This window comes from Nostoc sp. (genome assembly GCF_036919895.1).
In the GTDB taxonomy this organism is placed as follows: Bacteria; Cyanobacteriota; Cyanobacteriia; order Cyanobacteriales; family Nostocaceae; genus Nostoc.
Window position 1 is genome coordinate 1 of record NZ_JBALBW010000097.1, and the last position, 12,623, is coordinate 12,623.

The window sequence follows — 12,623 nt, forward strand, 5'->3', positions numbered from 1 at the left end:
TCACTAGGAGTCCTCTTATGCTCAAGCAAGCAACTCCAAAACTATTTTTCTCACTGCTGCTACTGTACTAGTTAGTCACGCAAAGTGCTGTATATAGATAAAATTAACTAAATTCCAAAAATAAATTTTCAAAGAACAAATTATATTCTATTTTAAAATATTAATTATAAATTCAAAAAGCCAAATTTTTATTCTGACAGTAGCAGAAGAAAACTAAAACCACGGCTAGATAAACTCTTGGCTGCTACAAAGTTGTGATCCTTACTTTAAAGCATCTAGTAAATTGTGGCGGAAGTTATTTACCTTTTTAAGGAGGCTTTGCCCAAAGTCCTGTTAATCCAGATGGTAACGGGGTTTACGCCATGTTAGCCACCCTGTGGGTACTCTCTTGAGGAATTCGTAGAGTAACCACAGAAGCATCTAGAGAATAAAAGTCTACTTACTTTATATTTACTTGATAATTACTCTATTAAATCGGCACGAAAAAACAATTTTTCTTAAAATAGAGAAAGATTACCTAATATTGGTTGTGACAATATCTACTCAAATACTACCACTGGTTAAAGAACCGGAACGACTGGAAAACCGTTTAGCCGAAATTCCGCCGGAACCGGGAGTTTATTTCATGCGCGACAACAGCGATCGCATTATATATATAGGTAAGTCACGGAAGTTGCGATCGCGTGTCCGTTCCTATTTCCGGGATGGCTACAATAAGACTGAACGTATCGCTACGATGGTCAAGTTGGTGACAGAAATTGAATTTATCGTCACTGATACTGAAGCCGAAGCTTTAGCATTAGAAGCAAACTTGATCAAGCAGCACCAGCCATACTTCAACGTGCTGCTCAAAGATGATAAAAAATATCCCTATCTCTGCATTACTTGGTCAGAAGATTATCCGCGAATTTTTATTACCCGTAAACGTCAATTCGGTAAAGAAAAGGATAAATTTTACGGGCCTTATACTGATGCTGGTTTATTGCGAGAAGTTGTCCGCATCTGTAAACGCATCTTTCCCCAGCGACAACGACCTCAACCACTTTTCAAAGATCGTCCGTGCTTAAATTATGATTTAGGGCGTTGTCCGGGTGTGTGTCAAAAGCTGACTTCACCAGAAGAATATCGCAAAATTGTCCAAAAAATAGCGATGGTATTCCAAGGGCGAACTCAGGAATTGATTGATATTTTGACTCAACAGATGAATGCAGCATCTGAAGACTTGAACTTTGAGTCAGCAGCCCGGATTCGCGATCAAATTTCTGGGCTAAAGTCCCTGAATGCTGACCAAAAAGTATCCTTACCAGATGATACAGTTTCACGGGATGCGATCGCACTGGCAGCCGATGAAGAACACGCTTGTATTCAACTATTCCAGATTCGCGCTGGGCAATTAGTAGGACGTTTAGCTTTTGTGGCGGATGCTCATGCAGAACCAGGAGCTATTTTACAACGAGCTTTGGAGGAACATTACCAAACTGCTGACTCAGTGGAAATACCTTTAGAAATTTTGGTACAGCATGATTTACCAGATGCGGAGATATTGGCGGATGTCTTAACTCAACGTAAAGGGAAAAAAGTCACGATTTTGACTCCTTTACGGCAAACTAAAGCAGAATTAATTGAGATGGTAGAGCGAAATGCTCAGTATGAATTGCAAAGAATGCAAAAATTTGGCGATCGCAATCACCAAGCAATGCAAGATTTAGCCGCCATCCTCGATTTACCAGATGTACCCCACCGTACCGAAGGTTATGACATTTCCCACATTCAAGGGTCAAATGCTGTAGCTTCGCAAGTAGTGTTTATCGACGGATTACCAGCCAAGCAACATTATCGCCATTACAAAATTAAAAATCCCACGGTGACGGCGGGACATTCAGATGATTTCGCTAGTCTTGCTGAAGTTATTGGACGACGGTTCCGTAAGTATGAGGAAGATCCACAGTTGTCACGTTTGGGTAATCCAGATTGGCCTGATTTAATTATGATTGATGGCGGTAAAGGTCAGCTATCATCGGTTATCGCCGTTTTGCAAGAGATGAATTTACTAGAAGACTTGCGAGTTGTGAGTTTAGCAAAGCAGCGAGAAGAGATTTTTTTACCAGGAGAATCTAAACCCTTGACGACTGACGCAGAACAACCAGGGGTACAGTTGTTACGGCGACTGCGGGATGAAGCGCATCGGTTTGCAGTGAGTTTCCATCGTCAGCAACGTAGCGATAAATTAAAGCGATCGCGTTTAGATGAAATTCCTGGCTTAGGACATCATCGACAAAAGCAGCTACTAGGGCATTTTCGCTCAGTTGATTATATTCGCCAAGCTACAACCCCACAACTCGCTGAGGTTCCAGGAATCGGGCCGCGTTTGGCTCAAGAAATTTACGATTATTTTCATCCTGCTTGAGGAGACTAATAATCTGTCAAATTTCAATTTATGGGTAAACAATTTTGTAGTAAGGACTTGAGTACTTAGAAAATAAGGACTAAAGTCCTTACTACAAACCCTAAAAACTAGCTTGAAGTTCCACTCTCACAGAGCATTCAGTTAAGGTTGTCTGCGAAAATTTAAGATGTGTAAATACCGTAAATTTACGGTATCTCATCAGTATGCTAATTTTAATTAAATTATCTCACTAGAACTTAACCTCATAAATATTGTTAGGAAATATTAACTAAATATTAAGATAGACATTTTGTAACTAAATATACAGTAATTTATTGGTTTTAATTTTTGAATACAAGAACAGCTTTTTTTTATTAGTCTGAAATGACTATAAATAAGGCTCTCTCAAGGCATTCATTATAGGGATCAGTAAATATCTAAGTGGGATTTAATTAAAAAATAATTTATGTATCTAAAGTAGGAGGGTAAGAACGCTTAAATTCTCGGATAATATACAAAGATATCGAAAAGTTTTCAAACCTGAAATTTTGTTTAAAATAATCAGCCAATATTAAAGTCGTTTGTTAAGTTGGGTCAAACCAAAATTATTGCTACTTTAACTAGCAGTTTTCTCAAATAAAAAAGATTTACAACTAGGGGTTTTAAAATGCAGATAGTACAAAAAATTTACTGCCCAAATTGTGGCTGCCAAGCAGAACGTTATTATATTTCTGATAGTCAATTGACTCGGACACAATGCTCTAGTTGTGACTACTTGATGATTAGTTGCACCCGCACTGGCAAAGTCATTGAGGCTTATGCACCAGGGATTTATGCAAAGCGCTAGATAATAGAAATTAAAAATTAGAGAATATATTCTCTAATTTCTAATAATCAAAGTTACTTATCATAAATTTTGAAGAGTTTACTTTACAAATTACCCTTCTGTTGTCTGAGTTGTTGCTGTCGTATCTGTTCTTGTAATCTGAATTGTTGCTGTTGTCTAATTTGTTGATCTTGTCTAAGTTGTTGATCTTGTATTCTCAGTTTTTGCTGTCGTGAAAATTCTTGCTGTTGTAATCTAGTTTCTTGCTGTTGTAGTCTAAATTGTTGCTGGCGGATCATTTCTTGCCGTTGTCGCGAAAATTCTTGCTGTTGTATTCTTTGCTGTTGTTGTAGTTGTGGTTCCTGAAGGTTTAGCCGTAGCCATGTTTCCTTCATTTGTTCTTGTGTTTGCTGATTTCGCTCCTCTTGTTGTTGTCTGATTCTTTCTTGAAAAGACTCAGGTTGCTGAGGATTTGTCTGAATTATTTGTCCATAAGCAGGAGAATTAATCAGCAAAGTTTTTGCAGTAACAATCACTAGTAACCACAGTTTAAGCATCAATGGGCGATTCAACATACAGTTATTTGCTACGGGTTGGGTTGAGCGATCGCTTAACCTTAATATAACAATTTTTACCGCAGTCTATTTTGCAGCAATTGCGATTAACGTCCAGATATCTGCAAAGTCAAAGTAATTAAAGTTACTGACTGCAACGGATTTAATTCTTACTTGCTCTTAATTGTCCGCAAGCAGCATCGGCTTCTAAACCACGAGAATAACGCACACTTACAGCAGTATTTTGTTGCTTAAGGACGTTGACAAATGCTTCAATGCGATCGCGGTTGGGGCGTTTGTAGTCTACTTCTTGAATTGGGTTGTAAGGAATCAAATTCACATGACATTGAAATCCTCGCATACATTTTGAAAGTTCTAGTGCGTGTTCTGGTAAATCGTTGACACCAGCCAGGAGAACATATTCAAAGGTAACGCGCCGTCCAGTGATTTCTACATATTCTCGACATTCAGCCAACAAATCTTCTAGAGGATAGGCGCGGGCGCTGGGGATGAGTTTTTCTCGCAGCGCTTGGTTGGGTGCGTGGAGACTCACAGCCATAGTGATTTGCAAATTATTTTGCGCGAACTCACGAATGCGATCGCGAATACCCACTGTAGAAACTGTAAGCGATCGCTGCCCAATACCAATATCTTGATTTAGAGATTTTAGGGACGCTAGGACATTCTCAGTATTCAACAACGGTTCACCTAATCCCATAAACACGACATTGCTAACCCGTTGCTGAAAATCTTCTTGCACAGTCAACACTTGATCGATAATTTCGTGGCGTGCTAAGTTACGTTTGTAGCCTCCCTTACCAGTAGCGCAGAAATCACACGCCATTGGGCAACCCACCTGAGTAGAGACGCAAACTGTCAGACGGGCTTTTGGGCCTTCTCCCCTTTCTGCGAAGGTGGGGATGCCTACAGTTTCAATAATTTGGCCGTCTGTTAATCGCAAAAGATATTTGATCGTACCATCGGGAGCCTCAGAGCGGTAATGTAAAATTGAGCGCCCAATGGGGATTTCTGCTACTTCCGCACGCCATTGCTTAGAGAATACAGAAATATCAGCTAGCGATCGCACTCCCTTATCATAGATCCATTCATGCAGTTGCTTTCCTCTGTAAGCAGGTTGTCCTTGTTGCTGCACCCAAGCGCTTAACTCTGCCAGAGAAGCACCGAGAAGGGGAGGGATTAATTCTGATTTTTCTGGGTTGTGTGAGTCAACCTGAGAGACAAGAGGCGTAGCAGACATAAAAAAATCACGAGTTGATGTAGGATCTCTATCCTACACCTGCTAGATCGAGTTAGTCTTAACCAAAGTAGATGGGGAATTAACCAAAGGTTGTGCCGTTCCAGCCCCACATTGCACCCTTGGAGTCTGCAAACTCAATGTAAATCCGATTTTTAGGTACGCCCAGCGTTTGATTAATCTGTTGGCAAAAGTCCTGACTCATTGCTGCGGTTTGCTCTGGTTTCATCGTGCCAACACTCTTAATTTCAATGTAGCAAACCGGATCTGTATTTCCCGCAAAAGTCATAGGAACTTCTGGCTCAAAAGCAGTCATTACATAAGATTCTGGTTTTCCCAAATGTTTCGCTAACTTGGCTGATAGGTTTAAAAGCATTGACTCAATTTCAGCTTTTTGAGGAGCAGATGCAGAAGTTTGCACTTTAATTAATGGCATATTACTGAATTAGAAATTATTCACACTGTTTAAGTTTACCGAACTGTGGAGGCTTACAAGGGAGTTTGTAGTAAGCACTTTAGTGCTTAAATCAGGGCTAGAGCCGCTAACTACGAACCTATTAAAATTAATGAGACGAGCGAAACAGGTGACTATGTTCGGGATGATATAAACGCGATCGCCCTTTTGCTGTCGAGAGGGCTGGACTAATTATATAAAGCGTAGTCCGAATTAGTTTTTCTTTCTGAGTACATTCCGCCATTTCATTCAGTGGAACAACCTTAATTTTCTCATCAGGCCATCCGATGCGGAAGCAAATTGCAATGAGGGTTTCGGCTGGATAGTGTTCGAGTAGTTTAGCTTGGGCATTTTCGACGTGACGCGCACTGAGATATAGGCAGAGGCTAGCTTGATGTGCCGCGAGAGTGGCTAATTCCTCATTGGCTGGGACTTCTGTACGTCCACTGATGCGAGTCAAAATGATAGTTTGGACTAAACCGGGGACAGTCAATTCTACTTTGAGCTTGGCAGCAGCAGCTTGAAAAGCGCTGATACCTGGTATGACTTCAAAAGGAATATTTGCCTCTCTTAGGAGGTGCATTTGCTCGTGGATGGCGCTGTAGAGACTAGGATCGCCAGAATGGAGACGGACTAGAGATTTTTGCTGCGATCGCACCCTATCAATCATAATCGGCAAAATCTCTTCTAAAGTCTGATTCGCAGTTTTAATAATCTCCGCATCTTTTCGGCAAAGTTCTAAAATCTGTTCGGGTATTAAAGAATCAGCAAATAAAATCACATCAGCAGCAGCCAGTAGTTTCTGCGCCTTCACCGTCAATAAATCAGGATCTCCAGGGCCTGCTCCCACAATATACACAGATGCTTCTATGGCATATAGTGTTTTTTTATAACTCAGGTTTTCTGTATATTCACTTTTAGAAGAACCCACAACAATCCCTCAAAAAACTTTTTTGATATTTTCTCAGTATCTTTCCGGATTCTCTCTCTTTCGCTGGTAGAGAGTAATGGTAGATGCACCCTGGTTAAGCCCTAGAAAATATTCTGGGGCATTTTTTATTTTTGGTAATTGGTAATTGGTAATTGGGTAATAATCAATAGTTCTTCTTCCCCTGCTTCCCCTGCTTCCCCTGCTCCCTCATCCCCTCATCTCCCCATTCCCCTTGGGAGTCGGCACTACATCGGGTAAAGGACGTTTGAGTAAGTAAAGCCAAGCTAATCCAACTAATCCCAATAAAATCCCTAGAGTACTGACTACTTGTGCCATTCGTAATGGCCCCAGCATCAAGCTATCAGTGCGGAAACCTTCAATCCACAAGCGTCCTAGACTGTAGGCTGGCCAATAAACTAAAAATAGCGTGCCTACCTTTAAACGTGGCTTGCCGGATAAAGACCGGAAAAACAACGTTATTAGTAGCGCAAACACCATTAAATCCCACAGAGACTCGTACAAAAAGGTGGGATGGAAGTAGTCGAAACTAGCATATTCTACAGGACGATGATCTGGTGGAATATACAGCTTCCAGGGTAAATTGGTAGGATCGCCAAAAGCTTCAGAATTAAAGAAATTGCCCCAACGTCCGATCGCTTGCCCTAAAATCAGCGAAGGCGCTACTAAATCTGCTAGTTGCCAGAAAGAAACCTGCTTGATTTTGGCAAAGATTAACGCAGCTATAACGCCACCAATAATTGCTCCGTGAATGGCAATACCACCTTCCCAGATAGCAAAGATTTTTCCCGGAGTTGGGGCATATTTCGACCATTCAAAGAAAACGTAATATAGCCGTGCGCCAGGAATTGCCCCAATCAACAACCAAAAAAACAAATCGCCTAGCAACTCAGGATTGACGTTACGGCGCTTTGCCAACTCCTGGGAAAGAATTACGCCAATTAACACTGCCGTAGCAATCAATAAGCCATACCATCGAATACTTAGTGGCCCTAATTTCACCAGAATGGGCCCTGGAGAAGTAAATTGAAATGCCAAGAGCAAGGTGGAAAAATCCAGTGCCATGAGAAATTACCTAGAAAAGTTCGTTAACTACCCGCGCACTTTGCTAAGTACGGAGTTTCTTGCATCTCGAATACTAGAATTACACTTAAAATCCAGTATCCATATTTAGGAGTCTAATTCCTAACGCCTAGTTGAGCATAACTTTTACCACTAAAACAATTGAGTTTACCATTCTTGCTTAGAGCGCAAGATGGTAAATTTGAGTAAGTTACACAAAAGAGTTTCGATATAATCACCTAAACAACTTTGATATATATAAAATTGTGATTGCTATTTATCCTGGTAGCTTCGACCCCATCACTTTGGGACACCTAGACCTCATCGGGCGCGGTTGTCGGCTGTTTGAGCGGGTAATTGTCGCGGTACTGCGGAACCCGAACAAAACGCCACTTTTTAGCGTACAACAACGGCTAGAGCAGATCCGTCTTTCTACACAACATCTACCTAATGTAGAAGTAGACAGCTTTGATGGTCTTACCGTCAACTATGCCCAAATGCGACAAGCACAAGTTTTGCTTCGGGGTTTACGGGCTGTGTCAGATTTTGAAGTGGAACTGCAAATGGCTCACACCAATAAGACTCTTTCTACCCAAATAGAAACAGTTTTTTTAGCAACCTCAAATGAGTATAGTTTTTTAAGTAGTAGTGTGGTGAGAGAGATTGCAAGGTTTGGCGGCTCTATCGATCATCTCGTTCCCCCACACATTGCCCTAGATATATACCAATGCTACAATCAGAAATCTCCAATGTTGAACCCAATCTCAACGGAAGCAATCCCCCCCCTGAAGAATATCTCGGTGGAGAGGGAAGCGTAGATATTCAGCAGGAACTCAACCGCCTAGAGGAAATAGTTCTCTCTAGTCTCAGAATTCCTCTGACGGGACGCACTCTTATAGATGAAGAAAAGCTGCTGGAACAGCTTGATTACATCCGGCTGGCTTTACCATCACTTTTTCAAGAAGCAGCAGCCATCCTCGATCAAAAGGATGAAATTCTGCTAGAAGCGGAAGAGTATGGACAGCAGGTTGTTGAGGCCGCGCAAGCAAAAAGAGCGCAAATTTTAGCTGAAAGCGATATTATTCAACAGGCAGAACAAGAAGCTGAACAATTGCGGCGACAAGTGCAACAAGAGTGCGAGGGAATAATGCAAGAAACCCTCGCCGAGATTGAGCGCAAGCGGTATGCTTGTCAGCAAGAGTTAGAACTTATGAGGCAAACTGCGATCGCTCAGGCTCAAGACATTGAAGATGGTGCTGATGCTTATGCTGATGGCATTTTGGGCAATATCGAGCAGGATCTCAAAGATATGTTGCGAATTGTCACCAACGGAAGGCAACAATTGCAAATTGATAATCTCACGCAGCGCAATTCACCTCCTAGTAAAAAGAAATAGAGATTCTAATAATAGATGAGGAAAAATTCTAAGTTGGGTTTCGCCATTGCTTAACCCAACAATTTTTATTAAACAAAACTTTTTAGGAAGCTACTTGGTAATAGATTTAATATTTTGGCTTGTAATTAAGCAGGATTTTTTAGAAATGCTTACTTTCGCTCAAGTTAACTTTGGAGCAAATTTAGCTAGTCTACTGGGAATTATTTATTTTCTCTGGGCAATTATTTACTTGATTTTAACAGTAGCTTGGTTATCCCAACGTGGAACTAGGCTTAGAGGTTGGGCTTTAGCTCTTTACATTATCCAACTTATATTTACGCCAATTATAATGTTGTTAATTGGAACAATCTTGTTTTTTCAAGGTTGGCGCTTAGACCCAATTCTTCAATTTGGGCAGTTTTTATCGTTGCTATTAATTCTTTACCTGAGTATCAAAGATATTGTAATTAATGCAGTTTACAGAGATAGGTGATTTGATAATTTGCTGTAGAGACGTGAAATTTCACGTCTCTAGCCAAAATTGGGTGTTGTTATACAAGACAACTACAAAGTATATGTAAAATCTTCCACTAGCATACCGGGAACTAAACTACCTCCTAGTTGGCGACTTTCATAAGTACCAACTTCAGGTATGAATTCTTGAAAATCGGTCAAATCTACTAGGTTTTCTCCCCAGAAGCGATAAAGACTTTCATCAAAACGTAAGTTTTCAATGGGGGCGATAATTTCTCCATTTTCTACCCAAAAGCAAGCATAGCGGGTCATACCTGTGATTCTACCAGTTTGGCGATCGCTCCAATTCAAGTAATGCAAATTTGATAGATACAATCCTGTATCCAATTTCGGAAGAATCTGCTCAAATCCTAAATTTCCTGGGCTGATTTCTGGCGCACGTAGAGCCTCTGAACTATTAGCGCCATTGGCAGTTTTCTGATATTCCTTAGCAGTGCGAGAATTCACTAGAGTGTTTACCAAACGTCCTTTTTCGATTAAAGGTAACTCCGGTGCTGCCATTTCTCCCAATTCATTAAATCGCGGTACTAATCCGCGCTGAAAGTTTTCTTTCAAACTAAATGCTGTCGAAAGTTGTTTTTCTTGACGCGATAAAGCAGCTAAGGCGCTATTTCCCTGTTGGATATCAGCTTCGCTGATAGCTCCCCAAGAAAGCATGACTAATAAATCTGCAACAGCAGCAGGTGCAAAATAAGTTTTGTATTGTCCCCGTGGTAATTCTTTAGATGGCCGAGCCAGCAATTCGAGTTGCTTTTTGGCTTCGTTGATTTTGGCTATATAAGCAGATTCATCCCAATCACTTCCTGCAAATGTCCCCTTAACGGCTTGTCCAGAAGGAGAAAATAGAGAATAATCTAAGGTAAAAGAATCAGTAGCAAACCAGTGTTTTTGACCATTAGAATCACCATAAGCTTTAATTACTATTCCTCCTGCATATATACCAGTAAAATCTAATTCAGTAACTTGTTCTAATACAGTTTGTACTACTGCTTCCTCTGCCAATAAATTCCCAGAATGTACTTCCCGACTGGTATTAGTTTCTGATGGTAAAACTAGATATGGATCGATGGGTAATATAATAAGTTCGTCGCGTAGTTCCTGCAAAGCAGGATATGCTAATTGCCAGTCTAACTCCCAATTTCCAGTAAAGGGAAACTGCCGAACACTGCTGCGTTGATTTGCCATCAAAGTCAGTTCTATCCAACCATCAGCAACACAGCCAGTTTGTCGCACTTTTGCATGGTTGAAACGAGTAAATTGACTTCTTTCACTACTAAGTCTCACAGTGAATTGTTCATTTTCTGCTTTTTTTATAAGTAGAGTTTCAATCAGTCGATTAAAGCTGACTTCTAACGCAGATAATTCCTCAATTTTCATGGATATCAAATATTAATAGGAAATAGGGATGGGGAAAGTTAGGAGTTGTAAATTAGGAATTAGTAGTTATTATATTAAAGGTTTTTTAAATTCAAAACCCTAAGTAGGTAGGCGTAAACAAATTAAAGTTTGTAGTCAGGATTTTAGTCCTAATAATCCCAATACTGCTCGGTTAAGGATATTTGTAGGTTGGGTTTCGCTAAAGCTCAACTCAACAAACCCCGGAAGATGTTGGGTTTCGTTCCTCAACCCAACCTACACATTTTTTATTTTTTGCCTTAACCGAGCAGTATTGCTAATAATTCTTATTTTGAGCGATGAATCGCTTACTAAGAACTAAGATTTTATTTTACGTTCAATTATACCTACTTAACTACCAACTATTCACTCCTAACTCTTTCAACTTCCTCCACCAAAAACTTCGACATTAGCAAATACACAAACAGGTGAACCGTGTCCTACCCAAATAGCCTGATTTGGTTCTCCTTTGCCACAATAAGGAGTACCATACATTTGCCAGTTTTCAGCATTTCCTACTTGGATTAAGCTATGCCAAAATTCTGGTGTTGTGGCGCGATAGTTGGGATTGCGGAGGGTTTTAGTGAGTTTACCATTTTCAATTAATTTAGCGTACTCGCAACCAAATTGGAATTTGTAGCGGCGATCGTCAATTGACCAAGATCGGTTAGATTCCATGTAAACGCCGTATTCTATACCGCCAATAATGTCTTCAAAGCTTGCATTTAGAGGCTCTAAATTCAAGTTGCCCATGCGATCGATCGCTGGCCGATTCCATGAGGAAGCACGGGCACAGGCTACTCCTGCTACACCTGCTCTAGCTTGACTCTCTAGACTGCCTAAACCCCGTTGGAGTACTCCTTCTTTAACCAAATACTCGCGCGTTGCTACTGCACCCGTATCATCAAAACCATAGCTAGCAAATTCACCAGCCACGGTGGGATCAAAGGTGATGTTCATTAATGGCGAACCATATACCAGATTGCCAAAATCGCTTTTATTAACGAAGCTACCACCAGCATAGTTCCGCTCATCTCCCAAAATTCGGTCGATTTCTAGGGGATGCCCGACACTTTCATGGATTTGCAGCATCATTTGGTCTGGGGCTAAAACTAAATTGGTGCGGGTGGTTGGGCATTCTTCTGCTGTCAAGAGTTCTACTGCTTGGTCGCCAATTTGCCGCACCCGATGCCATAAGTTTTCTTGTTTTAATAGTTCTAGTCCACCTTGGTAACAGTTAGCTTGCGAACCATTGTTGCTGCGCTGCTGTATAATCACGCCATCTTGGGCGGTGGCTCCGTAATGAGTAGCTATAGATAGAGTTTTTTGATAAACTTCTGAGCCGTTGCTGCTAATAAACCAGGACTCCCTGTGAATGGTGCTAGCACTGGCTATGGTTTGTACAATCTTGTCGTCAACTTTTAGGGTTTGGCAAATACGAACCAGTAAATCGTTGATTTCTCCTGGACTTAAAGCATCTAATGGTTCAAGAAATGGAGATTTATATTCACCAACGACTTTAGGGCGTTCACTTTCACGAAAGGGATGTATCCACCATTCACTGGCTGCTAGTGCTTGTTTATAGGCTGTTTCGGCAGCAGCTTGTAGGGAAGACAGTTCCAGAGAGTTTGTTGCTGCATAACCCAGACAGCCGTTGACTAGAACTTCCAGCATGGCTCCGACAGTGAAGGATTTGCCATTTACTTGGGGTAAGCCATCACGGACTGCACGGGTTGTAGAAGTCTCCTTTACGGCTCTGATACCGATCCAATCAGCAGGAATGTCGAAACTAGCGATCGCTTTTTTTAGAGTAATCAACATAAGAATTTAAAA

At 40.9% G+C, this 12,623-nt stretch carries 12 protein-coding genes; 5 read left to right on the forward strand and 7 right to left on the reverse strand.

Features of this window, described 5'->3' with window-relative positions; all coding sequences use genetic code 11:
• The first annotated feature begins 529 nt into the window (after nucleotides 1-529).
• Nucleotides 530-2,407 (forward strand): excinuclease ABC subunit UvrC, encoded by a 1,878-nt coding sequence (gene uvrC / locus V7K55_RS19590; RefSeq protein ID WP_334834262.1) that lies wholly within the window; start codon nucleotides 530-532, stop codon nucleotides 2,405-2,407.
• 646 nt (nucleotides 2,408-3,053) lie between these two features.
• Nucleotides 3,054-3,233 (forward strand): replication restart DNA helicase PriA, encoded by a 180-nt coding sequence (locus V7K55_RS19595; protein ID WP_334834263.1) that lies wholly within the window; start codon nucleotides 3,054-3,056, stop codon nucleotides 3,231-3,233.
• 83 nt (nucleotides 3,234-3,316) lie between these two features.
• Here the strand turns inward: V7K55_RS19595 and V7K55_RS19600 are convergent, their stop codons facing one another.
• The 5 genes from V7K55_RS19600 to lgt all read right to left on the reverse strand — a co-directional run bounded on the left by V7K55_RS19600 (nucleotide 3,317) and on the right by lgt (nucleotide 7,489).
• A complete protein-coding gene (locus V7K55_RS19600) occupies nucleotides 3,317-3,787 on the reverse strand; it encodes a hypothetical protein (RefSeq protein ID WP_334834264.1) in 471 nt (156 codons plus the stop codon).
• Nucleotides 3,788-3,929: 142 nt separating this feature from the next.
• The gene (rlmN, locus tag V7K55_RS19605) at nucleotides 3,930-5,024 is read right to left on the reverse strand and encodes a 23S rRNA (adenine(2503)-C(2))-methyltransferase RlmN (RefSeq protein WP_334834265.1); all 1,095 of its coding nucleotides are present in this window, start codon (nucleotides 5,022-5,024) and stop codon (nucleotides 3,930-3,932) included.
• A gap of 79 nt (nucleotides 5,025-5,103) precedes the next feature.
• Nucleotides 5,104-5,457, reverse strand: coding sequence for a phenylpyruvate tautomerase MIF-related protein (locus V7K55_RS19610; protein ID WP_334834266.1), 354 nt, complete (start codon nucleotides 5,455-5,457; stop codon nucleotides 5,104-5,106).
• Between the two features lie 127 nt (nucleotides 5,458-5,584).
• Complete coding sequence (gene cobM, locus V7K55_RS19615; RefSeq protein ID WP_334834344.1) at nucleotides 5,585-6,373, reverse strand: precorrin-4 C(11)-methyltransferase; 789 nt, start codon at nucleotides 6,371-6,373, stop codon at nucleotides 5,585-5,587.
• A 240-nt stretch (nucleotides 6,374-6,613) separates the two neighbouring features.
• Nucleotides 6,614-7,489 (reverse strand): prolipoprotein diacylglyceryl transferase, encoded by an 876-nt coding sequence (gene lgt / locus V7K55_RS19620; RefSeq protein WP_334834267.1) that lies wholly within the window; start codon nucleotides 7,487-7,489, stop codon nucleotides 6,614-6,616.
• A 263-nt stretch (nucleotides 7,490-7,752) separates the two neighbouring features.
• On the opposite strand from lgt, the gene coaD reads away from it, so the two are divergent.
• The 3 genes from coaD (at nucleotide 7,753) to V7K55_RS19635 (ending at nucleotide 9,354) form a co-directional block, all read left to right on the forward strand.
• A complete protein-coding gene (gene coaD / locus V7K55_RS19625; RefSeq protein WP_334834268.1) occupies nucleotides 7,753-8,304 on the forward strand; it encodes a pantetheine-phosphate adenylyltransferase in 552 nt (183 codons plus the stop codon).
• Nucleotides 8,214-8,882 (forward strand): DivIVA domain-containing protein, encoded by a 669-nt coding sequence (locus V7K55_RS19630; RefSeq protein ID WP_334834270.1) that lies wholly within the window; start codon nucleotides 8,214-8,216, stop codon nucleotides 8,880-8,882. Before coaD ends, V7K55_RS19630 begins: the two co-directional genes overlap by 91 nt.
• Nucleotides 8,883-9,027: 145 nt before the next feature.
• Entirely contained in the window at nucleotides 9,028-9,354 is a 327-nt protein-coding gene (locus V7K55_RS19635; protein WP_334834271.1) for a Ycf66 family protein, read from the forward strand.
• 71 nt (nucleotides 9,355-9,425) lie between these two features.
• Here the strand turns inward: V7K55_RS19635 and V7K55_RS19640 are convergent, their stop codons facing one another.
• The gene (locus V7K55_RS19640) at nucleotides 9,426-10,772 is read right to left on the reverse strand and encodes a TldD/PmbA family protein (RefSeq protein ID WP_334834272.1); all 1,347 of its coding nucleotides are present in this window, start codon (nucleotides 10,770-10,772) and stop codon (nucleotides 9,426-9,428) included.
• A 399-nt stretch (nucleotides 10,773-11,171) separates the two neighbouring features.
• Complete coding sequence (locus V7K55_RS19645) at nucleotides 11,172-12,611, reverse strand: TldD/PmbA family protein (protein ID WP_334834273.1); 1,440 nt, start codon at nucleotides 12,609-12,611, stop codon at nucleotides 11,172-11,174.
• Between the last annotated feature and the right edge of the window lie 12 nt (nucleotides 12,612-12,623).

What these genes read in the sequence shown, in the direction of transcription:
- lgt (WP_334834267.1), bottom strand. Translation starts at nt 7,489, where the DNA reads ATGGCACTGGATTTTTCCACCTTGCTCTTGGCATTTCAATTTACTTCT.
- V7K55_RS19640 (WP_334834272.1), bottom strand. Translation starts at nt 10,772, where the DNA reads ATGAAAATTGAGGAATTATCTGCGTTAGAAGTCAGCTTTAATCGACTG.
- V7K55_RS19600 (WP_334834264.1), bottom strand. Translation starts at nt 3,787, where the DNA reads ATGTTGAATCGCCCATTGATGCTTAAACTGTGGTTACTAGTGATTGTT.
- rlmN (WP_334834265.1), bottom strand. Translation starts at nt 5,024, where the DNA reads ATGTCTGCTACGCCTCTTGTCTCTCAGGTTGACTCACACAACCCAGAA.
- V7K55_RS19635 (WP_334834271.1), top strand. Translation starts at nt 9,028, where the DNA reads ATGCTTACTTTCGCTCAAGTTAACTTTGGAGCAAATTTAGCTAGTCTA.
- V7K55_RS19610 (WP_334834266.1), bottom strand. Translation starts at nt 5,457, where the DNA reads ATGCCATTAATTAAAGTGCAAACTTCTGCATCTGCTCCTCAAAAAGCT.
- V7K55_RS19630 (WP_334834270.1), top strand. Translation starts at nt 8,214, where the DNA reads ATGCTACAATCAGAAATCTCCAATGTTGAACCCAATCTCAACGGAAGC.
- V7K55_RS19595 (WP_334834263.1), top strand. Translation starts at nt 3,054, where the DNA reads ATGCAGATAGTACAAAAAATTTACTGCCCAAATTGTGGCTGCCAAGCA.
- V7K55_RS19645 (WP_334834273.1), bottom strand. Translation starts at nt 12,611, where the DNA reads ATGTTGATTACTCTAAAAAAAGCGATCGCTAGTTTCGACATTCCTGCT.